17 protein-coding genes and 5 pseudogenes are annotated in these 23,387 nt (G+C 72.1%); 7 read left to right on the top strand and 15 right to left on the bottom strand.

All coding sequences use genetic code 11. From position 1 onward, the window contains the following. Positions 1-226: 226 nt before the first annotated feature. A complete protein-coding gene (locus ACQ86L_RS01960; protein ID WP_434317454.1) occupies positions 227-1,252 on the bottom strand; it encodes an aldo/keto reductase in 1,026 nt (341 codons plus the stop codon). Between ACQ86L_RS01960 and ACQ86L_RS01955 the strand changes: the two are divergent. Beyond that, positions 1,140-1,598: pseudogene (locus ACQ86L_RS01955) on the top strand (hypothetical protein); the annotation flags it as partial. The gene ACQ86L_RS01960 and the pseudogene ACQ86L_RS01955 sit on opposite strands and share 113 nt — an antisense overlap. Positions 1,599-1,744: 146 nt before the next feature. After that, positions 1,745-1,861 (top strand): annotated as a pseudogene (locus ACQ86L_RS01950) (TetR family transcriptional regulator); the annotation flags it as partial. 195 nt (positions 1,862-2,056) lie between these two features. On the opposite strand, the gene ACQ86L_RS01945 reads toward ACQ86L_RS01950, so the two are convergent. After that, the gene (locus ACQ86L_RS01945; RefSeq protein WP_434317453.1) at positions 2,057-3,076 is read right to left on the bottom strand and encodes a hypothetical protein; all 1,020 of its coding nucleotides are present in this window, start codon (positions 3,074-3,076) and stop codon (positions 2,057-2,059) included. Positions 3,077-3,228: 152 nt separating this feature from the next. Between ACQ86L_RS01945 and ACQ86L_RS01940 the strand changes: the two genes are divergently transcribed. Beyond that, complete coding sequence (locus tag ACQ86L_RS01940) at positions 3,229-3,750, top strand: hypothetical protein (RefSeq protein WP_434317452.1); 522 nt, start codon at positions 3,229-3,231, stop codon at positions 3,748-3,750. A gap of 18 nt (positions 3,751-3,768) precedes the next feature. On the opposite strand, the gene ACQ86L_RS01935 is transcribed toward ACQ86L_RS01940, so the two are convergent. From ACQ86L_RS01935 to ACQ86L_RS01915, 5 genes and pseudogenes are all read right to left on the bottom strand, one after another. Continuing rightward, positions 3,769-5,103: a M1 family metallopeptidase gene (locus ACQ86L_RS01935; RefSeq protein ID WP_434317451.1), complete on the bottom strand. Its 1,335-nt coding sequence runs from the start codon at positions 5,101-5,103 to the stop codon at positions 3,769-3,771. Beyond that, positions 5,100-9,058: pseudogene (locus tag ACQ86L_RS01930) on the bottom strand (Pls/PosA family non-ribosomal peptide synthetase). Before ACQ86L_RS01930 ends, ACQ86L_RS01935 begins: the two are co-directional and overlap by 4 nt. Positions 9,059-9,099: 41 nt before the next feature. Next, positions 9,100-9,513, bottom strand: a complete 414-nt coding sequence (locus tag ACQ86L_RS01925) for a hypothetical protein (protein WP_434317450.1) — start codon at positions 9,511-9,513, stop codon at positions 9,100-9,102. Positions 9,514-9,551: 38 nt separating this feature from the next. After that, positions 9,552-10,027 (bottom strand): annotated as a pseudogene (locus tag ACQ86L_RS01920) (NUDIX domain-containing protein). Then, on the bottom strand, positions 10,027-10,737 hold the full coding sequence (locus ACQ86L_RS01915; RefSeq protein ID WP_434317449.1) for a potassium channel family protein: 711 nt from the start codon (positions 10,735-10,737) through the stop codon (positions 10,027-10,029). The pseudogene ACQ86L_RS01920 and the gene ACQ86L_RS01915 overlap by 1 nt, the downstream one beginning before the upstream one ends. A gap of 75 nt (positions 10,738-10,812) precedes the next feature. Between ACQ86L_RS01915 and ACQ86L_RS01910 the strand changes: the two genes are divergently transcribed. After that, entirely contained in the window at positions 10,813-11,271 is a 459-nt protein-coding gene (locus tag ACQ86L_RS01910; protein ID WP_382457470.1) for an NUDIX domain-containing protein, read from the top strand. Positions 11,272-11,275: 4 nt separating this feature from the next. On the opposite strand, the gene ACQ86L_RS01905 is transcribed toward ACQ86L_RS01910, so the two are convergent. Continuing rightward, entirely contained in the window at positions 11,276-11,434 is a 159-nt protein-coding gene (locus ACQ86L_RS01905) for a hypothetical protein (protein ID WP_434317448.1), read from the bottom strand. A 264-nt stretch (positions 11,435-11,698) separates the two neighbouring features. Here ACQ86L_RS01905 and ACQ86L_RS01900 point away from each other — a divergent pair, with 264 nt between their 5' ends. Both ACQ86L_RS01900 and ACQ86L_RS01895 read left to right on the top strand, forming a co-directional pair. After that, positions 11,699-13,372 carry a bifunctional 3'-5' exonuclease/DNA polymerase gene (locus ACQ86L_RS01900; RefSeq protein ID WP_434317447.1) on the top strand — a complete coding sequence of 558 codons (1,674 nt, stop codon included), beginning with the start codon at positions 11,699-11,701 and terminating at the stop codon, positions 13,370-13,372. A 70-nt stretch (positions 13,373-13,442) separates the two neighbouring features. Further along, positions 13,443-14,285, top strand: a complete 843-nt coding sequence (locus ACQ86L_RS01895; protein ID WP_434317446.1) for a DUF1684 domain-containing protein — start codon at positions 13,443-13,445, stop codon at positions 14,283-14,285. 22 nt (positions 14,286-14,307) lie between these two features. On the opposite strand, the gene ACQ86L_RS01890 is transcribed toward ACQ86L_RS01895, so the two are convergent. After that, positions 14,308-14,874, bottom strand: coding sequence for a PadR family transcriptional regulator (locus ACQ86L_RS01890; protein WP_434317445.1), 567 nt, complete (start codon positions 14,872-14,874; stop codon positions 14,308-14,310). A gap of 167 nt (positions 14,875-15,041) precedes the next feature. Between ACQ86L_RS01890 and ACQ86L_RS01885 the strand changes: the two genes are divergently transcribed. Continuing rightward, positions 15,042-15,545: a DUF3145 domain-containing protein gene (locus tag ACQ86L_RS01885; protein ID WP_345835084.1), complete on the top strand. Its 504-nt coding sequence runs from the start codon at positions 15,042-15,044 to the stop codon at positions 15,543-15,545. 152 nt (positions 15,546-15,697) lie between these two features. On the opposite strand, the gene ACQ86L_RS01880 is transcribed toward ACQ86L_RS01885, so the two are convergent. The 6 genes and pseudogenes from ACQ86L_RS01880 to aceE form a co-directional block, all read right to left on the bottom strand. Further along, complete coding sequence (locus ACQ86L_RS01880) at positions 15,698-16,933, bottom strand: beta-ketoacyl-[acyl-carrier-protein] synthase family protein (RefSeq protein WP_434317444.1); 1,236 nt, start codon at positions 16,931-16,933, stop codon at positions 15,698-15,700. 113 nt (positions 16,934-17,046) lie between these two features. Further along, on the bottom strand, positions 17,047-17,298 hold the full coding sequence (locus ACQ86L_RS01875; protein ID WP_021765217.1) for an acyl carrier protein: 252 nt from the start codon (positions 17,296-17,298) through the stop codon (positions 17,047-17,049). Positions 17,299-17,352: 54 nt separating this feature from the next. Continuing rightward, the gene (locus ACQ86L_RS01870) at positions 17,353-18,357 is read right to left on the bottom strand and encodes a beta-ketoacyl-ACP synthase III (RefSeq protein WP_434317443.1); all 1,005 of its coding nucleotides are present in this window, start codon (positions 18,355-18,357) and stop codon (positions 17,353-17,355) included. 14 nt (positions 18,358-18,371) lie between these two features. Continuing rightward, the gene (locus tag ACQ86L_RS01865; protein WP_434317442.1) at positions 18,372-19,292 is read right to left on the bottom strand and encodes an ACP S-malonyltransferase; all 921 of its coding nucleotides are present in this window, start codon (positions 19,290-19,292) and stop codon (positions 18,372-18,374) included. A 93-nt stretch (positions 19,293-19,385) separates the two neighbouring features. Continuing rightward, positions 19,386-20,593, bottom strand: a pseudogene (locus ACQ86L_RS01860) (PucR family transcriptional regulator). A 10-nt stretch (positions 20,594-20,603) separates the two neighbouring features. After that, a complete protein-coding gene (gene aceE, locus ACQ86L_RS01855; protein ID WP_434317441.1) occupies positions 20,604-23,330 on the bottom strand; it encodes a pyruvate dehydrogenase (acetyl-transferring), homodimeric type in 2,727 nt (908 codons plus the stop codon). Positions 23,331-23,387: the final 57 nt, after the last annotated feature.

The following is a 23,387-nucleotide window of genomic DNA, read 5'->3' as shown; positions in this document are numbered from 1 at the left end:
CCCGCCCGCTGCCGAGGTGCACCGTGATCGCCGCGATCGCCAGGTCGCGGGCGGCGAGGCCCGCGGAGGGGAGGTCGTTCTGCCAGCCGCCCAGCATCGCTCGAAGCACGTCGATGTCGAGGGCCAGCGGGAGGCCGGACGCGTGCCGGGCGCACCAGGCGCAGGCGAGGCTGGTCTTGCCTCTCGCGGGGACGCCGTTGATCAGGATGAGGCGGGGCGGCACCGCTCAGCCCGCCGACCGCTCCGCCGCCGGACGCCGCCGTGCAGCAGGGTCACCGACCTCCGGCCCGCGGTAGACCATGTCCATCGCCCCGATGCTCTCGCCGGGCGGGACGATCGCGTCGATGCGGTCGAGGACCTCGTCGGACAGCGACACGTCCACGCCCGCGAGGGTGTCCTCCAGCTGCTCCATCGTGCGCGGGCCGGCAATGGCGGAGGTGACCCCCGGGTGCGCGATCACGAAGGCCATGGCGAGGTGGGTGAGCGGCACGCCGACCTCGTCGGAGAGCGCGATCAGCTCCTCCACGGCCGCGAGCCGGCGCTCGTCGCGGAAGTGCCGCATGCCGGTCCGGGTCGAGCGGAAGTTGTCGTTCTCGCCGCCGGCCCGGTAGCGGCCGGTGAGCGTGCCGCCGGCGAGCGGGCTGTAGACGAGCGTCCCCATGCCGTAGCGCTGCGCGACGGGCAGGATCTCGCGCTCGATCTCCCGGTCGAGGAGGGAGTAGTTGGGCTGCTCGGTGCGGAACCGCTCGAAGCCGCGGCGCTCGGACATCCACTGCGCCTCCACGATCTCGGAGCCGCGCATGGACGAGGAGCCGATCGCTCGCACCTTGCCCTGCCGGACCAGGTCGGTGAGCGCCGAGAGCGTCTCGTCGATGTCGGTGTCCGGGTCGGGACGGTGCAACTGGTAGAGGTCGATGTGGTCGGTCTGCAGCCGGCGCAGGGAGCGCTCGACCGCCTGCATGATCCAGCGGCGGGAGGCGCCGCGGTGGCTGATGTCGTCGTCCACCGGCCCCCAGAACTTGGTCGCGAGCACGACGTCGTCACGGCGGCCCTTCAGCGCCTCGCCGACGACCTCCTCGGAGTCGCCGTAGCGGTCGGCGGTGTCCACGAAGTTGATGCCGGCGTCGAGCGCGCGGTGGATGATGCGCACGCCCTCCGCGCGGTCGGGGTTGCCCAGCGAGCCGAGCATCATCGCGCCGAGCGCATACGGGGTGACTGTGATGCCGGTGCGGCCGAGAGTGCGGTACTGCATGACTTTCGCTCCTGTGTCGAGGGGTCGGCGGTCTGGCGCCGGGATGACGGCAGGCCTAAGATCGAGTAATCGGAACATGATTCCGGATCGGTGGAACGCTAAGCGGAACAACGTTCCGTTTACACCTCCGACGCTACACCGATCGCCGCCGATTCGCCAGAGGAAGGACGCCGGGGACCGCCGCATGCCCGCGAACACGAGCAGCCTGAGCGCAGGCGAGCCTATGACCCGGCCCCGCCGCGCCGACGCCCGCCAGAACGCCGACGCGCTCGTGGAGGCGGCCACCGCGCTGTTCGCGGAGGCCGGGGTGGACGTGCCCGCGCGGGCGATCGCCGTGCGCGCCGGTGTCGGGGTCGGCACGCTCTACCGGCACTTCCCGCTCCGGTCCGACCTGATCTCTGCCGTGTTCCGGCGCGAGCTGGACGCCTGCGTCGCCGCTGCCGCCCCGCTCGCGGCGGCATATCCGCCGGGGAGGCCCTCGACCGCTGGATCATGCGCTACACCCAGTTCGTGGCCGCGAAGCGCGGGCTGGCAGCGGCCCTGCACTCCGGAGACCCCGCGTACGAGCCGCTGGCCGCCTACTTCTCGACCCACCTCACGCCCACGCTCGCCGGGCTGCTCGCGGCGGCGCGGGAGTCCGGCGACATCGCCCAGGACGTCGACGCGGGGAGTTCCTCGCGGCTGTCGCCGACCTCTGCCACGGGGTCCGGCCGGACGGGGCGGCCTCCGGGCGCGCCGAGCGGATGGTGGGCCTGCTGCTCGCCGGGCTGCGGTCGGCGGAGACGACCGAGGGCTAGGCGGAGCCTAGGACGGGAGCTGCGGCGGCGCCGGGTCCTGCCTGGGGTGAAGCTTCACCCACCAGAAGTAGACCTCCTCGTAGAATCGGTCGGCGAACTCCTCCGGGGGCGCGGACACGTCGACGCCGATCGTGTACGGGTGGTCGGGTTCCAGCGGCACGAGCCGGCCGCTCGCGTCGGTCACCGGGTGCACCGCCCACATCGGCCCGGTCTGCATCGCTTCGAGCAGCACGTGGTCGGACACCCGCACGCGCACGTTCTCCAGCTGGTCGGGGGAGTCCGGCGAGAGGACGAAGTCGACCTGGGCGTCCGGCCAGTGCGCTCGGATTCGCCCGAGCACTCGAGCGATGGTCTGGGAACCCACGGACTCTGACATGGCGGCGGCGCCTTTCGACGGGGTGCGGGGATGGGTGAACTGCGGGACGACGGCCACGACCGCGAGCACGATCGCGAGGCACGCCAACACGTGGACGAGGAGCGGGCGCCAGTGCAGGCGCAGCGGGACGCGCGTGGAGAGGAACAGCCGGCTGACAGGGACGGCGAGCGCCAGCGCCCAGCCCGCCGCCGCGACGGAGAGCAGCGGCGCCCACCAGGACGTCAGCAGCGCCACGATGGCGAGCGGCATCGCCCAGGTCCCTCGTCGCAGCGTCCGGCCGGCTCGCGCCCCCTCGCTGTCCGGGTCGAACAGGAGGACGTAGTCGCCGGACCGCTCGGACTGGGGGAGGCCCGTCGAGGTGCCGACGGCGAACGCCCCGAACGCCGCGGGGCGTGGCGGGGTGACCGACCGAAGCCCGTCGGCGGCATCGGCGAGCTCCGGGACCAGCACGGGCGTTCCCATCAGCCGGAGGGACGACTCGGCGGGGTAGGCGCGCACGGCGTCCAGCCACCGCTCGTGGAAGGCGCGGAGTCCGTGCGGGTCCGCTCCGATTCGGGCGGCCGTGGCGTTCTCGATGACGATCCCGAGCTCGCGCCGTCCCCAATAGGTCGACCAGGCGGCGACGAAGGCGTCGTACTCGACCTCTCGCATCCATCCCCCCGTGCGGTCCTCGCGCCAGCGTAGGCGACGCGACCGCCGTTCCGTCGCCCCCAGTTCTGGGTTGGGAGGGCCGCGCCCTGCACCTCGCGCCCCCGGACGCAAGGCCCTTCCGGCACCGCGTGCCCCGCGTACTATGTCGCGGCATGAACACCATCGGATGGATCGTGCTGATCGTCGTCATCGTGGTCATCGTCGTGGGGATCGTCATCGTGGTCTCCACGATGGGACGCCGCCGCAAGCAGGAGGCCGACCGGCAGCGGGCGACCGAGCTGAGGGAGGCCGCCTCCCGTGACGAGCTGGCCGCACGCGAGCGGGAGGCGAAGTCCGCCAGGGCCGCCGCGGACGCCAAGCAGGCCGAGGTCGACGCGGAGCGGCTGCGCCGGGAGGCCGACGAGCGCGAGCGTGCCGCCGCGGCCGCCCGCAGCGAGCAGCAGGAGAAGCTGAGCCGCGCGGACGACGTCGACCCGGACGTCGAGACCGACCGGCACGGCAACCGCGTGGTCGCCGACGGCGCGGTGGACGACACCCGCCGCGACGACGTCCCGCCGCCCCGGCCGGCCGCCGAGCCTGCCGCGCCGGCCACCGCCGCTGCGGCGCCCGCGCACGACGCGCCGCGCATCGACGGGATCACCGGCGAGGAGCGCCGCCCGGAGGACCGGCCCTAGCCGTCAGCCGCGGGGCGATCAGTCGCTGAGCGACGGCAGCCGCGTGTCGCGCAGCCACGCGTCGAAGAACTCGTCCAGCGGCTCCTCGGAGAACCCGCCCGCGAACGCCTCGAAGTCCGCCGTCGACGCCGTGCCGAACCGGTGCGCGGCCGACCAGCCGCGCATCAGGTCGAAGAACGTGTCGTCGCCGAGCCTCCTGCGCAAGGCGTGGAGGAGACAGGCGCCGCGCTTGTAGACCCGGTCGTCGAACATGCTGTCGACGCCCGGGTCTGCGAGCACGAGGTCCTTCGGCTTCACGCGCAGGACGGCGTGGTGGGTGCGTGCGAGCGTGTTCGCGGAGTGGCTGCCGGAGTACTCCGACCAGATCCACTCGGCGTAGCAGGCGAAGCCCTCGTTCAGCCAGATGTCCGACCAGCCGGCCAGGCCGACGCTGTTGCCGAACCACTGGTGGGCGAGCTCGTGCGCGATCAGGCGCTCCGAGCCGCCGCGGCCGTCGACGTGCGAGGAGCCGAACGTGGCCATGCCCTGCGACTCGAGCGGGATCTCCAGCGGGTCCTCGGTGACCACGACCGTGTAGGACGGGAACGGGTACGGGCCGAAGCGCTCCTGGAAGCACTCGATCATCCGCCCGACCGAGGCGAAGTCGGCCAGCACGCGGGCGGCGAGGGCGGGCGGATAGGCGATGACCCACTCCACGCCGCCTGTGCGCCGGGGCTCCAGCACGTAGCGGCCGATCTGCACAGCCGCGAGATAGGTCGCCGTCGGCTCAGGGCGCTCGAAGGTCCAGGTGCCTCGGCCTCCGCTGACGCTGTGGCCGGCGAGCTCGCCGGTCGCGAGCACCGTGTACGGCTGCTCGGTCGTGATCGTGATCCGGTAGGCGGCCTTGTCGGACGGCCGGTCGTTGCACGGGAACCAGGTCGGCGCTCCGGAGGGCTGCGAGGCGACGATGACGCCGTCGCTCAGCTCCTCCCAGCCGAGGGTGCCCCAGCGGGTCCGGCGCGGGACGGGCGATCCGTCGTAGGCGATCTCGACCGTGAACTCCGCCTCGGCCGGGATCGGCGCGGCCGGCTTCACCCGCAGGTGGGTCGGGGACTGCGTGAACCGCGTGCGCTTGTCGCCGTCCAGCTTGACCCGTTTGGCGCGCAGGTGAACCAGGTCGAGCGAGACCGCGGTGAGCGGCACGTTCGCGCGTCCCCGGATGACGGCCGTCCCGTCGAGCCGGTTCGTGGCGACCTTGTACGACAGGTCGAGGTCGTAGGACAGCACCGAGAAATCGTCGGTGCCGGAGCGCGGGAGGTAGACGTGGGACGCGGCGGGGACTGCGGCGTCGGCGTCGAAGGTGGCCTCGGTCATCGCACCGCACGGTACTCGCGTACCACCACATCCCGCCACGGGCCGATCGGGTTCCCGCTCCACCTGCTGCGATCCGGCACCGTCTCGCCGCGCATCACCAGGGAGGCCGGTCCGACCGTCGCGTCGGAGCCGATCGCGGCCGCGGGCAGGATGACGCTGTGCGGGCCGAGGGTCCCGCCGCGCTCGATGATCACCTGGTCCATGCTCATGATTCGATCATGGAACAGGTGCGTCTGCACGACGCAGCCCCGGTTGACGGTGGATGCGTCGCCCAGCTCGACCAGGTCGGCCTCCGGGAGCCAGTAGCTGTCGATCCAGACGCCGTGCCCGATGCGCGCGCCGAGGCTGCGCAGCCACCAGACCAGCGCGGGCGTGCCGGCGGCGGCCCAGGCGAACCAGGGCGCGGCGACCATCTCGGTGAAGGTGTCCGACACCTCGCTGCGCCAGATGAACGACGACCAGAGCGGATGCTCGCCCGGCTTCAGCCTCCCGAGCAGCGCCCACTTCGCCGCGGTGCTCACGGCCGCGGACACCGCCCCTGCGACAAGGAGCACCGGACCGCTGACGACGATCGCCCAGCCGACGCCCCAGGCCTCGGAGAGCGCCGCGAGCGTCAGCAGCACGGCGAGCCCGATGGCGCACGTCACGAACACCGGGACGATACGCAGCAGCTCCCACGCGGTGCGGGCGACGCGCAGGGAGGCCTTCGGCTCGAAGGTGCGCGAGAGGTCCGCGTCCTGCGCGCGCCGCCGGAGCTTCACCGGCGGCGAGCCCAGCCAGGATGTCCCGGCCTTCGCCTTGCGCGGGGCGACCGACAGCACGGCGACAAGGCCGTCGCGCGGCACCTGGTCGCCGCCGCCGGCCATCCCCGAGTTGCCGAGGAAGGCGCGGGCGCCGATCTCCGCCTCCGCGACGCGCACGTAGCCGCCGCCGAGCTCGTAGGACGCCACCAGCGTGTCGTCGGCCAGGAACGCACTGTCGCGGATCCTGGTCATGGCAGGCAGTAGGAGGACGGTGGAGGCCTCCACGTCGCGCCCCACGCGCGCGCCGAGCATCCGCAGCCAGACCGGGGTGAACAGGCTGGAGTAGAGCGGGAAGAGCAGCGTCCGGGCCATGTCCAGCAGCCGCTCCGTCGACCACACCTGCCAGCCGACCCGGCTGCGTACCGGGTAGACGCCCTCCCTGAGGCGGAGTCCGAGCAGGCGCACGAGGACCACGACCACGCCCGCGAGCACGACGCCTGCCGCGAGCGTCGCCGGGACGAGCGCGGCCGCTGCTCCGGGGATGGCAGCGGCGATCGTGGTCGCGCCGCGCGTGAACGCCGCCACGATCAGCCCGCCGGCGCCGAGCGCGACGACCGGGACCAGCGAGACGACCAGGGAGGCCACGGCGTACGCGGCTACCCACCTGGTGCGGCGCAGCGGCCGTTCGCCGGGCCACCACTCGCGCGCCTTCCCGACCCGGACGGCGGGGAGCCCGCCCAGTTCTGGCCGGCGGGCACCCGGCCGAACACGGCCGACCCCGGCGCCACCGTCGCGTCGCGGCCGATCTTCGCGCCGGGCATCAGCGAGCTGCGCGCGCCGACGGAGCTCCCGGCGCCGATGCGGATCTCGCCGATGCGCACGAGGTCGCCGTCGATCCAGTACCCGGCGAGGTCGACCTCCGGCTCGATGGACGCTCCGGCGCCGATCCGCAGCATGCCGGTGACCGGCGGCAGTGCGTGGAGGTCGACGCCGCGGTCGATCGTCGCGCCGAGCGCCCTGGCGTAGTAGCTGATCCACGGGGCGCCCGCCAGGCTGGCCGCGCCGATCTGGTGGGCGACCTGCTCGGCGAGCCACAGCCGCAGGTGCACGCCCCCGCCCCGCGGGTAGTCGCCGGCCTCGACGCCGAGCAGCAGCAGCCGGGCGGCGGCCACGGCGATGGCCATCCGGCCCCACGGCGTGACGAACCCGATCAGCCCGATGATCAGCCAGATCGGGTTCACGTCCGGGAGGAACCCGAACCCGCCGAACGGCCGCAGGATGGCCGCCGCCGTCAGCAGGTAGAGCAGCCAACGGACGCCGTTCAGGATGAACAGCGGCACGCCGAGCACGGTCTGGAGCACCTGCATGCGCCGCGGCGTCGGCGGCACGACGTGCGTCGAGGCGGCGGAGGCCGACGGCGAGCTCTCCGCGAGCGCGGAGGCGAGCGAGCCGAAGCGCGGGTGCGCGTAGATGTCGGCGACCGTGATGTCCGGGTGCCGCCTGCGCACCAGGGAGACGAGCTGCGCGGCCGCGAGCGAGCCGCCGCCGAGGTCGAAGAAGTTGTCGTCCAGGCCGCTCACCGGCAGCCCGAGCACGCTGCGCCAGTCGGCGGCGAGGAGCTCCGAGACGGGGTCGAGGACCGGCGCGTCCTCGTCGGACTCCTCCGACGGCCAGGGGAGCGCGGCCCTGTCGACCTTCCCCGACGTGCGCACTGGGAGGTCGTCCACCACCGCCAGCAGCGGCACGAGCGCGGCGGGCAGCTCGGCGCGCAGCTCCGCCAGCGCGGCACGCCGGTCGAAGGCCGCGCGCTCGGGGACGGCCAGGTAGCCGACCAGCACGTCGTTCCCCGCCGAGCTCTTGCGCACCGCCGCGGCGGCCCCCGACACTCCCGGGAGCTGCTGGAGGGCGGCCTCCACCTCGCCGAGCTCGATGCGCCGGCCGCCGACCTTCACCTGGTCGTCGGCGCGGCCGAGGTAGAACAGCCCGGCCGGGTCGAAGCGGACCAGGTCGCCGCTGCGGTAGGCCCGCTGCCAGCCGAGCGAGGGGAGAGGCGCGTACTTCTCGGCGTCCTTCGCCGGGTCGAGGTAGCGGGCGAGGCCGACGCCGCCGATGATCAGCTCGCCGGACTCTCCGCTCGCGACCGGCGAGCCGTCCGGGCCGACGACCGCGAGGTCCCAGCCGTCGAGCGGGAGGCCGATCCGTACGGGCTCGCCCGCGGTCAGCAGGCTCGCGCAGGCGACGACCGTCGCCTCGGTGGGCCCGTAGGTGTTCCAGACCTCGCGGCCGTCCACGGCGAGCCGGTTGACCAGCTCGGGAGGGCAGGCCTCGCCGCCGAAGATCAGCAGCCGCACGGTGTCGAGCGCGTCGGTCGGCCAGAGCGCCGCGAGCGTCGGCACGGTCGAGACGACGGTGATGCGGCGCGCCGCCAGCCACGGGCCGAGGTCCATGCCCGTGCGCACGAGTGAGCGCGGCGCGGGCACCAGGCACGCGCCGTGGCCCCAGGCGAGCCACATCTCCTCGCAGGAGGCGTCGAACGCGACCGACAGCCCCGCGAGCACGCGGTCGCCCGGACCGATCGGCTCCTCCTGCAGGAAAAGCCGCGACTCGGCGTCCACGAACGCCGCGGCGGAGCGGTGCCGCACCGCCACGCCCTTCGGCGTCCCGGTCGAGCCGGAGGTGAAGATGATCCAGGCGTCGTCCTCGGGTGTCGGCGGGTCGACGACGGAGAGGCCGGAGGTGCTCGGGTGCGGCTCCTGCCCCTGCACAGCGAGCGGTCCGGCCGGCACGTCGACGGCGTCCGCGCTGTCCGTGGAGGCCGTGGCGAGGTAGCCGTCGTCGGTGATGACCCCGCGCACCTCCGCCTCGCCGAAGACGAGGTCGGCGCGCTCCTGCGGGTCGTCGGCGTCCACCGGCACGTAGGCGGCGCCCGCGGCGAGCACGCCGAGGATCGCCAGGTAGAGGTCCCGGCTGCCGGAGGTCATCCGCACGCCGACGCGGTCGCCCCGACGCACCCCCGCCTCCCGCAGTCGCGCCGCCGTGGCCAGCACGCGCGCGAGCAGCTCGCGGTAGCTGAGCGCGCCGCGGGCGTCCTCGATCGCCGAGCCCTGCGGGTTGGCGGCGGCGGACTCCCGCAGGATGTCGATCAGCGTCCGTGCTGCGGGCGCGCGGTCCAGCGCCGAGAGGATCGCGGGCTCGGCGGTGGTGTCAGTCACGGCGGCAACCGTAGAAGCAGCCGGTTACCGGCCGGTGAACATCAGCCCTCACCGAGCGCGTGCAGGAGCTGTGCCTTGTTCATCCGGGAGTAGCCCTGGATGCCCTGCGCCTTCGCCCGGTCGCGCAGGTCGCGGAACGTGGGGATGCCCGTGCTCGCCGCCGGGGCCGACGCGGCCGTGCGCGCCCGCTCGCGGGCCGCCTGGGCCTTCTCCTTGGCGTCCTTCGCCGCCGCCTCCGCGGTCTTGCGGGCGCGCAGGGAGGCCTTCTTCGCGTCCTTCGCGGCCTGCTCCAGCGCGGCCGCGAGGTCGTCCGCCTCCTTGCGGGTCTTCTTGTCGAGCTTCTTGACCAGCCGCTGCGCCTCGTCGACAGCGGCTCGTGCGGTGATCAGGGCCTTCTCGGCGTCCTTCTCCGCCTTCTTCTTCGCCACCTGCTCCTCCTTCGTCCCGTCCGGCACGTGCAGCCAACGATACGACCGAGGGGGTGCCGTGCGCGCTAGTCGGATCCGTATTCGTCGAGGAGCCGCACGAGCGCGTCCAGAATGGGCCGCTGCCCTTTCGCGAGCTTCGTGTGCGCGACCGCGAGCGGATGCCAGCCGGCGTCGTCCACCTCGGGGAACGTCCGGACGACGCCGGAGCGCGGCGGCCACTCCACCTCGAACTCGTTGCTGACCAGCTCCGTGAGCTCGAAGTCGGCCTCCGCCGCGAACACCACGAACGTCTTGCCCGAGGCGCGGAACTCCCCGAGCGGGACGTACACGGCGTCGGGGAGGGCGCGCCCATCTCCTCGGCGAACTCGCGCCGGGCCGCGGCGAGGTCGTCGACGTCGTCCTCCTCGACCAGCCCCTTCGGCAGCGTCCAGGCGCCCTCGTCCTTGCGCGCCCAGAACGGGCCGCCCATGTGCGCGATCCAGACCTCCCTGCCGCCCGTCCCTCGGCGGTGCAGCAGGATGGCCGCGCTGCGCACCGGCATCAGGCCGACCGCTTCTCGAGCAGGGCCTTCAGCTCCGCCACCTGACTCGACAGCTCGCGGATCTGACCGCGGGTGGCCGCCCTCATGTCGATCTCGGTCTGGGCGACCCGCTCGACGATCCAGGAGGCCAGCGTCGCCGTCACGATGCCGAGTGTCGCGATGCCGCCGATCATCAGGCCGACCGCGACCAGCTTGCCCACCTCGGTGACCGGCACGTAGTCGCCGTAGCCGACCGTCGAGATCGTCTCGAAGGCCCACCAGACGGCCTGCGGGAAGGTCTCGATGTGCGCGTGCGGCATCCCGCGCTCAGCATCCAGGGCCGCCAGGGCGGCCGTGAACACCAGGAGGCCGCCCGCGCCGACGACGTAGATGATCACCCGGCCCCGGAACGCGGCGCCCGCGCTCCGCTGCAGGATGGCGAGGATCGTCACCAGCCGCAGCAGCCGCAGCGGCCGCAGCATCGGCAGCACGACGATGGCGAGGTCGAACAGGTGCGTGTAGAACCAGCGCCAGCGCTGCGGGGCGAGGACGAGGCACACGAAGTAGTCGATCAGGAAGACGGCCCAGGTGATCCAGATCACGGTCTCCGCCACGACGAGCTGCGTCCCGTGGAGGTCGCCGATGACCTCCCAGGCGTAGGCGACGAGGAACACCGCGGCGGCCGCGGTGAGTGGCCACTCGGTGAGGTGGCGCCAGCGTTGGAGTGTCATGTCCACACAGTAGGACCGTCTGCGAGAACCGTCACGCGGCGTCACCGGGTTCGGCCGTGCGGCTAACGTGGAGACGTGAACTCCGGCGACGCATGGGTGGAAGGTCCGAACGGCGAGCGGTTCTGGGGCCGCTTCGGCGCCGCGGGCCTGCTCGTCCACGACCTGCGGCGCGGCGTGCTGCTCCAGCACCGCGCCGACTGGAGCCACTTCGGCGGCACCTGGGGCCTCCCGGGCGGCGCCAGGCACGAGGGCGAGACCGCGGTGGAGGGCGCACTGCGGGAGGCCGCGGAGGAGGCGGCGGTGCCCGCGGACGCGGTGCAGGTGCTGTTCGAGAGCGTGCTCGACCTCGGCTTCTGGTCGTACACGACCGTCGTCGCTCAGGCGGTGCGCGCGTTCGAGCCGCACATGGCCGACGTGGAGAGCATCGAGCTGCGCTGGGTGTCGGTGCCGGAGGTCGCGGACCTGCCGTTGCACCCTGGCTTCGGCGCGGCGTGGCCGGAGCTGCGGTCCCGGTTGGCGGCGCTGGCGGGCTGAGCGCTCAGGACGCGATGCGCGGCCAGAGCAGCGCGGGCGCGACGTCGTCGCAGCCGTCCGGCAGCCCGACGTACGGACCTGCTCCCGGATACGGCGCCTGGCCCGGGTAGCCCGGCGCGCCCGGGTAGCCCGGATTCCCGCGGTACGGGTGCTCGTCGTCCATGAACAGACGGTCGCCGTGCACCGTTCCGAGGTAGGAGCCCCCGGGGTCACCGCGATGTCGTCGGACCAGGGGAACCAGCCGATCCAGTCGCCCTCGGAGTTGAACAGCCAGCGCGACTGCGGATCGGTTCGGTACGCGATCCACACGCCCTGGGAGTCGTGCAGGTACTCTGTCATCGTCGCTCGCCTTTCGGGTCGGCATCGCATAAAGTGACGTTTCCTCACTATAGCGGGAAGTGTCATCCGTCGCATGCAGAATTGAGGCGTGCAGCTCCTACTCGACCGCGTCGCTCCCGGACGGGTCGTGGCGATCCGTCCGGAAGGTGGCGAAACCGGTCGCATCGAGCTCGCGGAGGCCGACCTGCCGGAGTTGGTCCGGCGCGAAGATGCGGCGTCGCGCCCGCGCTGGGTCTGGGACGACACCCGCGCCTGGTACCCGCGGCTGCTGCAGGCGGGCGTCCGCGTCGAGCGCTGCGTGGACCTGCGGCTCAGCCACGCGATCCTGCGGGCCTCCACGCTCAGCGCGGGCTCGGCGCTCGCCAGCGCCCCACCCGGCCCGTGGGACGCGGCCCGTGTACTGGAGGACGCGCCGGAGCCGGCGGCCGCGACTCTGTTCGACCTCGACCACCCGGTGGAGACGGCCCGGCCCTCCATCGAGCACGAGTACCGCGCGCAGCAGGAGGCCGTCGCGGGCAGCGCGGAGCCCGGCCGGCTGCGCCTCCTGCTCGCCGCCGAGTCGGCCGGGGCGCTGATCGCGGCCGAGATGCAGCACGCGGGCTTGCCGTACAGCGTCGAGCGCCACGACGAGCTGCTGCGCGCCGTCCTCGGCCCGCGCCCGCGCTACGGCCGGCCCGAGGCGCTGGAGGCCCTGGCGGCGGAGATCCGCACGGCCCTGGAGGCGCCCGACCTCAACCCCGACAGTCCGCCCGAGCTCCTCAAGGCGCTGCAGCGCGCGGGCCTGATGGTGACCTCGACGCGGTCGTGGGAGCTGCGCGAGCTCGACCACCCTGCGATCCCAGCGGTGCTGAAGTTCAAGAAGCTCGCCCGGCTGCACGCGGCGAACGGCTGGAGCTGGCTCGACGCGTGGGTGCGCGACGGGCGCTTCCGGCCCGACTACATCCCCGGCGGCGTCGTCACCGGGCGCTGGGCCACGCGCGGCGGCGGCGCCCTCCAGCTCCCGAAGGAGGTCCGGGGCGCGGTCGTCGCCGACCCGGGCTGGAAGCTGGTGGTCGCCGACGCCGCCCAGCTGGAGCCGCGCATCCTCACCGGACTCGCCGGCGACACGGCGATGGCCGAGGCCGGGCGCGGGCGCGACCTCTACGCGGGCATCGTGGCGAGCGGGGCGGTGGAGGAGCGCGCCCAGGCCAAGGTGGCGATGCTCGGTGCCATGTACGGGGCGACGACGGGCGACAGCGGCCGGCTGATGCCGCGCCTGGCGCGCGCCTACCCGCGGGCCGTGCGGCTCGTGGAGGACGCGGCCCGCACGGGGGAGCGGGGCGACATCGTGACCTCCCGGCTCGGCCGCAGCTCGCCACGGCCCGGCGGGAGCTGGCAGGCCGCCCAATCGGCGGCCTCCGGAGCCGAGTCCACCCCCGCGGAGGAGCGCCGGGCGCGCAGCCAGGCCCGCGACTGGGGCCGCTTCACCCGCAACTTCGTCGTGCAGGCCAGCGCCGCCGAGTGGGCCCTGTGCTGGATGGCCGAGCTGCGCAACCGGCTCGCCCGGCTGACCCCGGAGGGCGCCGACTTCACCGCCGGACCGCACCTGGTGTACTTCCTGCACGACGAGGTCATCGTCCACACCCCCGCGGAGTCGGCGGAGGCGGTCGCCGCCGAGGTCCGCGCCTCGGCCGAGGCCGCAGGGCGACTCCTGTTCGGCGGGTTCCCCGTCGACTTCCCGGTCACGGCGGCCGTGGTCGACAGCTACGGCGAGGCCAAGTGAGCCGCGGGCGACGGGAATGGTGGAGTGTCGCGCTTGGTTGCACCCACCGACCTGACAGAGGATGGAGACCATGACCGACATCGCAGCCCCCGCCGATCCCGACGCCGTCCTCGCGCGCTACCACTCCCGCCGCGAGCAGGCCGTCACGGCGCCGCAGGGCAACCTGGCGCTCGTGAACACCCAGTGGATCACGGGTGAGCCGGGCACCGAGCAGCTGGTCTGGGGCGTTCCCGGCCTCTGGTCGCCGCTGCCGGCCGGCCAGTCCGGTCTGAAGGTCACCGCGGTCGCCACGGACAACGTCTTCGTGGACGAGGTGCTGGTCGACGGCTCCGCGATCGTGCGCGGCAAGGACGACCCCAACCCGTCCGCCATCCGGTTCAGCGACACGGTCACCGGCTTCGTCATCGCGAACGAGCAGGGCGAGTACGCGCTGCGGGTGTGGGACGCCCAGTCGGAGGACATCCAGAACTTCGGCTCGATCGACGCCTTCCCGTTCAACCCGGAGTGGATCATCACCGCGACGTTCTCGCCGATCGAGGGCGGCAAGACGGTCGGCTTCGAGCACCTCAAGGACGACGGCGCGACCCGGGACATGGTCATCCCGGGCGAGATCACCTTCAGCAAGGACGGCGTCGACTACAACCTCGCCGCCTTCAAGGCCGGCCGCGCGCTGCAGCTCGTCTTCTCGGACACCACGAACGGCGAGAGCACCTACTCGGTCGGCCGCTTCCTGTTCGTCGTCCCGAACGAGGACGGCACGGTCACCCTTGACTTCAACCTCGCCGTGCTGCCGCCGTGCGCGTTCAGCTACAACTTCAACTGCCCGCTGCCTCCCGCGCAGAACCGCTTCGCGGTGCCGATCGAAGCCGGCGAGAAGAACGTCCTGAACAAGGACGGCCAGCTCCTGCACTGACCCAGGCGGCGCGGGGAGTCCGTCAGTCGAGGGCGGCGGCGGGCTTCCGGCCGCGGCGGGGGCGCTCGGGGCAGCGCGGCTGCACCAGCGCGCCGGGGTGCGCGGCGAGGGCCTTCGCGACCTCGTCCAGCCATTCGATCGCGGCGCGTGCGCCGAGCTCGGCGGCCCGGTTGGCGGCGAGCACCGCCCGGGAGTCCGCGTCGTGCGTCAGCTCCCGGATGCGCTCCGCGAACGCCGCGCGGTAGTCCGCGACGACCACCGCCGCGTCGGCGCCGTCGAGCGAGGCGGCGACGAGCACCTGGTCCTGCATCTCGTCCCAGTCCGGGCGCACGTCCCGCGGACCGGCGGTCAGCCACGTCGTGGCCTCCTCGGCGCCGGCCGCGGTGAGCCGGTAGAGCGGGAGGCCGTCGTCCGTCTCACCCGCCGACTCGATCAGCCCCTGCTCGGTCATCCGGTCGAGCGTGGAGTACACCTGCCCGGCGTTGAGCGTGCGGCGGTTGGCCGCGCGCAGGAGGAACTCGTTCTGGAGCTGGGAGCCGTAGGCGGGGCCCTGGGTCAGCACCGCGAGGAAACCATACTGGACCGACATACCCGGTATGCTATTCCGCTCGCTCGCGTGTGGCACGCAGGAATCGCCGAATCACAATCTTGTAACTCGGGCGCGTTGTCCGGCATAATCGCGGTAGTCAACTTCATAGGAGTCATGGCACTCGTTCGCGGTCGTAGGGGAAGACGTACCGACGAAGGAGGAAAACCATGACGGCTCACGCAGCTCGAGGAGTGCTTTACGTGCACTCCTCTCCCGGCGCGCTCTGCCCTCACATCGAGTGGGCGGCAGGACGCGCTCTCGGTCGCGCCGTCAACTTCACCTGGGAGACGCAGCCGGTGCTGAAGGGCGCCCAGCGGACCGAGTTCTTCTGGGACGGCCCCCAGGGCACCGGAGCGCGCCTCGCTACCGCTCTCCGCGGCTGGGAGCACCTCCGCTACGAGGTGACGGAGGACGCCGGCCTCGGCACGGACGGCGGCCGCTGGATGCACACCCCCGATCTCGGCATCTTCTTCGTCCAGACCGACACCGCGGGCAACACCGTGGTGCCGGAGGACCGCATCCGCTACGCGATGGAGGTCGCCGGCCCCAACCCGCTCGAACTGCAGCGCGAGCTGCGGCTCGCGCTCGGCCAGGCGTGGGACGACGAGCTGGAGCCGTTCCGGCGTGCCCACGACGACACCTCCGTCATCTGGCTGCACAAGGTCGGCTAGCAGAGCTCCCGCGACGGGCCAGGCTCAGCCGTCCGCACGCGGTGACAGAAGAAGGCCCCGGTCCTGCGACCGGGGCCTTCTTCACGCCGCCGAAACGTGACTAGTTGCGGAAATCGACCACGCGATTCCCGCAATTAGTCACGTTTCGGGGCTCAGACCGAGCGGATGGCGACGACGGCGTTGTGGCCGCCGAAGCCGAAGGAGTTGCTGACGGCGAGCTGGGGTGCGTCGCCGAGCGGCTGCGGGGCGCTGGACACCTTGAGCGGGATCGCCGGGTCCATCTCGGTGATGTTGATCGTCGGCGGGGCGACGCGGTCGCGCAGCGCGAAGATCGTGAAGACCGCCTCCAGCGCGCCGGTGCCGCCGAGGAGGTGACCCGTCGACGCCTTCGTGGCCGACACCGGGATGTCGTGGACGCGGTCGCCGAAGACCTCGCGGAGCGCGACGTACTCGGCCGGGTCGCCGACCGGGGTGCTGGTGGCGTGCGCGTTGATGTGGGTGACCTCGTCGGGGGAGGCGCCGGCCTGCTCCAGGGCGAGCCGCAGAGCACGGATGGCGCCGCGGCCCTCCGGGTCGTTCGCGGTGATGTGGTACGAGTCGGCCGTCACGCCGCCGCCGACGATCTCGGCGTAGATGCGGGCGCCGCGGGCGAGCGCGTGCTCCTCGGTCTCCAGCACCAGGCTGGCCGCGCCCTCGCCCATGACGAAGCCGTCGCGGTCGACGCTGTAGGGGCGGGAGGCCGTCGCCGGGTCGTCGTTGCGACGCGACAGCGCCTGCATCGACGCGAACGACGCGATCGTGATCGGGTGGATGGCGGACTCGGTGCCGCCGGCGATGACGACGTCGGCGAGGCCGGCCTGGAGGTGCTCGTACGCGTTGACGAGCGACTCGGTGCTCGACGCGCAGGCGGAGGCGACGGTGCGGGCGAACGCACGGGCCTCGAAGTGCATGGACACCGCGGCGGAGGCGGCGTTGGGCATCAGCATCGGAACCGTCATCGGCAGGACGCGGCGCGGGCCGCGCTCGCGCAGGGTGTCCCACGCGTCGAGGAGGGTCCACACGCCGCCGATGCCGGTCGCGTAGTCGACGCCGAGGCGCTCGGGGGCGACCTCGGGCGAACCGGCGTCGGCCCAGGCCTCCATCGCCGAGACCAGCGCGAACTGGCTGGACGGGTCGAGGCGCTTGGCGGTCGGCCGCTCCAGGACGGTCTCCGGACGCACGATCGCCTCGGCGGCGAACGTGACCGGCAGCTCCAGCTCGGCGACCCAGTCGTGGGTGAGGCTGCGGGCGCCGGACTTCCCGGCCAGCAGGCCGGCCCAGCTCTCGGGGGCGGTGCCACCGAGCGGGGAGGATGCGCCCACGCCGGTGACGACGATCTTCTTGGTCATAACGGCAACTCCGTGTGGTAGGAACAACGGTGCAACGCGCAGCGCGCTGCTACCCGCGCGGGCGGAACCTCGGGGAGGCCCGCCCGCGCGTAGGAAGTTTCTTCGTGCGGTGCTTAGGCGTCCTGGGCCTTGACGATGAACTCGACAGCGTCACCGACGGTCTTCAGGTTCTTGACCTCTTCGTCCGGGATCTTCACGTCGAACTTGTCCTCGGCGTTGACCACGATGGTCATCATCGAGATCGAGTCGATGTCGAGGTCGTCGGTGAACGACTTGTCCAGCTCAACCGTGTCGGTCGCGATGCCGGTCTCGTCGTTGATGAGCTCGGCCAGGCCGGCAAGAACTTCTTCGGTGGACAATGCCATTGTTTTCTCCTTGAGGGGGTGTCGTTTTGACCGTTGATCAGTCTAGGGCAGGCCCTAGGGGAGCACGACGACCTGAGCGCCGAATACCAGACCGGCGCCGAAGCCGATCTGCAGCGCGAGGCCGCCGGACAGTTCGGGGTGCTCCTGCAGGAGCCGGTGCGTGGCGAGCGGGATCGAGGCGGCCGACGTGTTGCCCGTCGTCTCGATGTCGCGCGCGATCGCGACCGTCTCCGGCAGCTTGAGCTGCTTGGCGAACTCGTCCACGATCCGCATGTTCGCCTGGTGCGGGATGAAGGCCGCGAGCTGGTCGGGGGTGACCCCGGCGGCGTCGAGCGCCTGCTTGGCGACCTTCGCCATCTCCCAGACCGCCCAGCGGAAAACGGTCTGCCCGTCCTGGCGCAGGGTCGGCCACGGGGTCTCGCCGTCGCGGAACGCGGTGAGCGTGCCGTCCATCCCGACCGCGCCGGCCTTGGAGCCGTCCGAGCCCCAGACCGTCTTGGCGATGCCGGGGTACTCGCTCGGGCCGATGACCACGGCGCCCGCGCCGTCGCCGAGGAGGAACGAAATGGTCCGGTCGGTCGGGTCGACCACGTCGGAGAGCTTCTCCGCGCCGACGACGAGCGCGTAGTGCGCCTGCCCGGTGCGGATGAGCGCGTCGGCCTGGGCGACCGCGTAGGCGTACCCGGCGCAGGCCGCGTTCATGTCGTAGGCGGCGGCGGGGTTGGCCCCGACGCGGTCGGCGAGCACGGCGGCCAGCGAGGGGGTCTGCTGCGGGTTGGAGATCGTCGCGACGATCACCGCGTCGATCAGCTTCGGGTCGACGCCGGACTTCTCGATCGCCTCCTTCGACGCCTCGGTGGCGAGGTCGACGGCGAACACGTCGTGGCTGGCCCGGGTGCGCGTGATGATGCCGGTGCGCTGGCGGATCCACTCGTCGGACGAGTCGATCGGCCCGACCAGGTCGTCGTTCGGCACTACCAGGTCGCCGCGGGCGGCGCCGATGGAGAGGATGCGGGTGTACTGCGGCCCGTGGGACTGCTGCAGGGTGGGGTGGGTCATGGTCTGCGGTCCTCCTAGGCGGCCTGGTCGATGAGGTCGAACGCGGCGGGCAGGTCGTCGGGGGTCTTCACCGCGACGGCGGGGACGCCCTTCAGTCCGCGCTTGGCGAGTCCGACGAGTGCGCCGGCGGGCGCGACCTCGATGATGCCCGTGACGCCGGCCTCCTGGAACGCCGCCATGTCGAGGTCCCAGCGCACTGGCGAGGAGACCTGGCCCACGAGCAGGCGCAGGAACTCGGCGCCGTCGGTGACCTCGGAGCCGTCCTTGTTCGTCCAGAGCCGCAGGGTCGGGTCGTTCGTGGCGAGGGTGGCGGCGAACTCCTCCAGCGCCGGGACCGCAGGGGCCATGTAGCGCGTGTGGAACGCGCCGGCGACCTGCAGCGGGATGACCCGGGCGCGGGCCGGCGGCTCCTCGGCCAGCTTCGCCAGCGCGTCGAGGTCGCCCGCGACGACGATCTGGCCGCCGCCGTTGTAGTTGGCGGGGGACAGGCCGAGCGCGTCGAGCTTCGCGAGCAGTTCGTCCTCGTCGGCGCCGATCACGGCGCTCATTCCTGTGCGGACCTCCGCCGCGGCGCGGGCCATCGCAGCGCCGCGCTCCCGGACGAACGCGACAGCGTCGGTCTCGGACAGCACGCCGGCGCCGGCCGCGGCCGTGAGCTCGCCGACCGAGTGACCGGCGATGCCGCCGACCTTCTCGCGGCGGCCATCGGCTAGGAGCGCCGACAGGGTCAGCAGGCCGGCGGACACGATCAGCGGCTGGGCCACCGCGGTGTCGCGGATGGTGTCGGCGTCGCTCACCGTGCCGTGCGCGACGAGGTCGATGCCGACCGCGTCGGAGATGCGGGTGAGCTGGTCACGGAACGACGGTTCGGTGAGCCACGGGTCGAGGAAGCCGGGGGTCTGGGAACCCTGCCCCGGGCACACGATGACGATCACGGGTTCAAGTCTGCCAATCTTCCGCCGAGCGGATGTGTCGGATGTGGATGAACTATGCGCCGTAGCTTTGTGGATGTCTACAACGAGGGGATATCAGTGCCGTCGCGGAGCGTCCGGCTCGTTGATCGAGCCCACGATCAGCGCCGCCTGCAGGATGAGCGCCTCCCTGGCCCCGGTGGCGTCCCAGCCGATCACCTCGGAGACGCGCTTGAGCCGGTACCGCACCGTGTTGGGATGCACGAACAGCTCGCGTGCGGTGGCCTCCAGCGACCTGCCGTTGTCCAGGTAGCACCACAGCGTGGTGAGGAGTTCGGTCGAGTAGGCCTGCAGCGGCCGGTAGATGCGGCTGATCAGCGTGGCCCGCGCGAGCCCGTCGCCCGCGAGCGCCCGCTCGGGGAGCAGGTCGTCGGCATGCACGGGCCGCGGGCAGTTGCGCCACGCCTTGGCGACGGCGAAGCCGGCCAGCGCCGCCTTCGCGCTCTTGGAGGCGTCCACCAGGCTCGCGACCTCGTGGCCGAGCACGAGGTGACCTGGTCCGAAGCCCGGCTCGAGCTGCTGCGCGATCTCCAGGAAGCTGACCGCGGGAGCGGCGCCGATGGCCTCCTCGTTCGCCGCGTCGGCCGGGAGGGCGCGGCCGATGACGAGCACCAGCCTGCTGCCCTGCACGCCGATCAGCACGTCCGCGGACATGTGCCTGGCCGTACGCCGCAGCTGGTCCACGTCGAGCATCTTGGGGGCGGTGCCCACCAGGACGCTCACCTCGCCGTGGCCGTGCCAACCGAGCGCGGCGATCCGACTGGGCAGCTCGTCGTCGTACTCGCCGGTGAGGATGCTGTCGACCACCAGGGCCTCCAGGCGCGCGTCCCAGAGGCCGCGGGCCTCGGCGGCGCGGGCGTACACATCGGCCGCGGCGAAGGCGATCTCGCGCGAGTACAGGAGGATGGCCTCCTTGAGCGACTCGTTGCCGCCGCTCTTCACGCGCTCCTCGACGACCTCAACGGTGATCTTGATGAGCTGGAGGGTCTGCTGCAGGCTGACGCTCCGGAGCAGCTCACGCGGAGCCGCCCCGAAGACGTCGGCCGCGATCCACGGCGTCGACCGCGGGTCGTCGAACCACGAGATGAACGAGGAGATGCCCGCCTGGGCGACCAGCCCGACCGCGCTGCGGCGGCCGGGGGCATGTCCCGGTACCAGGGGAGCGTGTCCTCCAGCCGCTTCAGCGTGGTCGTGGCGAGTTCGCCCGAGATCTTGCGCAACCACGCAAGGGTCTCGGACTTGGTCCGCTCCGGTGTCGTCGGCACGGTCCGCGGTCTAGGACTCGCCGCCCGCGCTGCCGGTGGTCCCGGCGTTCACGTCGTGCAGCAGGTACTTCTCGATCGCCCAGGCCGGAGCGTTCGGGTCCACCTTGCCCTGGGCCGCAAGCAGCTCGAGCGTGCGGACCACGATGGAGGGACCGTCGATCTTGAAGAACCGGCGTGCGGCGGCGCGGGTGTCGGAGAAGCCGAAGTCGTCGGCGCCGAGCGTGGCGTACTCGCCGGGCACGAACTGTCGGATCTGGTCCGGCACCGCGTGCATGTAGTCGGTCGCAGCGACGAACGGTCCCTCGGCGCCCTGCAGCTTGCGGGTGACGTACGGCACCTGCTTCTCCTGCTGCGGGTAGAGGAAGTTGTGCTCCTCCGCCGCGAGGCCGTCGCGGCGCAGCTCGCCCCACGAGGTGACGCTCCAGACGTCGGCCGACACGCCCCAGTCCTGCGCGAGCAGGTGCTGGGCCTCCAGCGCCCACGGCACCGAGACGCCGGACGCGAGGAGCTGCGCCTTCGGGCCGCCCGTCTCGCCGTCGCGGAGCTTGTGGATGCCGCGGACGATGCCGTCCACGTCCACGCCCTCCGGCTCGGCCGGCTGCACGATCGGCTCGTTGTAGACCGTCAGGTAGTACATGACGTTCGGATTCGGGTGCGACTCGCCGTACATCCGCTCCAGGCCCGAGCGGACGATGTGCCCGATCTCGTAGCCGTAGGCGGGGTCGTACGCGACGACGGCGGGGTTCGTGGCGGCGAGCAGCAGCGAGTGGCCGTCGGCGTGCTGCAGGCCCTCGCCGGTCAGCGTGGTGCGGCCGGCGGTGGCGCCGATCATGAAGCCGCGCGCCATCTGGTCGCCCGCCGCCCACATGGCGTCGCCGGTGCGCTGGAAGCCGAACATCGAGTAGAAGACGTAGACCGGGATGAGCGGCTCGCCCTGCGTCGAGTACGACGTGCCCACGTTGGTGAACGCCGCGAGGGCGCCCGCCTCGTTGATGCCGACGTGGATGATCTGGCCCTGCGGGCTCTCCTTGTAGGCCAGGAGCAGCTCGCGGTCGACCGAGGTGTAGTGCTGGCCGTTCGGGTTGTAGATCTTCGCGTTCGGGAAGAACGCGTCCATCCCGAAGGTGCGCGCCTCGTCCGGGATGATCGGGACGATGCGGTGGCCGAAGTCCTTCGCGCGAAGCAGGTCCTTGAGCAGGCGGACGAACGCCATCGTGGTGGCGATCTCCTGCGTGCCCGAGCCCTTCTTGGCGATGGCGTAGGCCGAGTCGTCCGGGAGGTTCAGGGGCGTGTACTTCACGCGGCGCTCCGGCACGTAGCCGCCGAGCGCGCGGCGGCGCTCGTGCAGGTACTGGATCGCCTCATCGTCCGGCCCCGGGTTGTAGTACGGCGGCAGGTACGGGTTCTCCTCGAGCTGCGCGTCGCTGACCGGGATGCGCATGGCGTCGCGGAACGTCTTGAGGTTGTCCAGCGTCATCTTCTTCATCTGGTGGGTCGCGTTGCGGCCCTCGAAGGACGGACCGAGGCCGTAGCCCTTGATGGTCTTGGCGATGATGACAGTGGGCTGGCCCTTGTGCTCGACGGCCGCCTTGAAGGCCGCGTAGACCTTGCGGTAGTCGTGGCCTCCGCGCTTGAGGCCCCAGACCTCGTCGTCGGTGTAGTCCTTGACGAGCTCCAGCGTGCGCGGGTCGCGGCCGAAGAAGTTCTCGCGCACGTAGGCGCCGTTCTCGGTCTTGTAGGTCTGGTAGTCGCCGTCGGGCGTCTGGTTCATCAGGTTGACCAGCGCGCCGTCGGTGTCGCGGGCGAGCAGGTCGTCCCACTCGCGGCCCCAGATCACCTTGATGACGTTCCAGCCGGCGCCGCGGAAGTAGCTCTCCAGCTCCTGGATGATCTTGCCGTTGCCGCGCACCGGGCCGTCGAGGCGCTGCAGGTTCGCGTTGATGACGAAGGTCAGGTTGTCGAGCTTCTCGTTCGCCGCGACCTGGAGCTGGCCGCGCGACTCCACCTCGTCCATCTCGCCGTCGCCGAGGAACGCCCAGACGTGCTGGTCGGAGGCGTCCTTGATGCCGCGGTTGGTGAGGTATTTGTTGAGCTGCGCCTGGTAGATCGCGTTGATCGGGCCCAGACCCATCGACACGGTCGGGAACTGCCAGAACTCCGGCATGAGCCGCGGGTGCGGGTACGACGACAGGCCGCCGCCGGCGTGCGACTTCTCCTGGCGGAAGCCGTCGAGCTGGTCGGCGCTCAGACGGCCCTCGAGGAAGGCGCGGGCGTAGGTGCCGGGGGACGCGTGGCCCTGGACGAAGATCTGGTCGCCCCCGCCCGGGTGGTCCTGGCCGCGGAAGAAGTGGTTGAAGCCGACCTCGTACAGGGCGGCGCTCGACGCGTAGGTCGAGATGTGGCCGCCGACGGCGATGCCGGGGCGCTGCGCGCGGTGCACGAGGATGGCCGCGTTCCAGCGGATCCAGGCGCGGTAGCGGCGCTCGATCTCCTCGTCGCCGGGGAAGTCCGGCTCGTTCTCGGGGGAGATGGTGTTGATGTAGTCGGTGGTCGGCACCATCGGCACGCCGAGGTGGAGTTCCTTCGAGCGCTTCAGCAGGCTGAGCATGATCTCGCGAGCGCGCTCGTGGCCGTGTGCCGCAACCAGTGCGTCGAGGGACTCGCGCCATTCGGCGGTCTCCTCGGGGTCCGAGTCGATGTTATTCATCGAGTACGGGTCCTGGTCGTTTACAGTCACCCTCGACCTCTTTCTTGTGTCGGATGGATCGTGGAAGGAGCGCATCCGCTTGTCGGG

Origin of the sequence: Leifsonia sp. P73 (genome assembly GCF_051059105.1) — a bacterium.
Taxonomy (GTDB): domain Bacteria; phylum Actinomycetota; class Actinomycetes; order Actinomycetales; family Microbacteriaceae; genus Leifsonia.
This window is presented reverse-complemented; position numbering and strand designations above follow the sequence as displayed.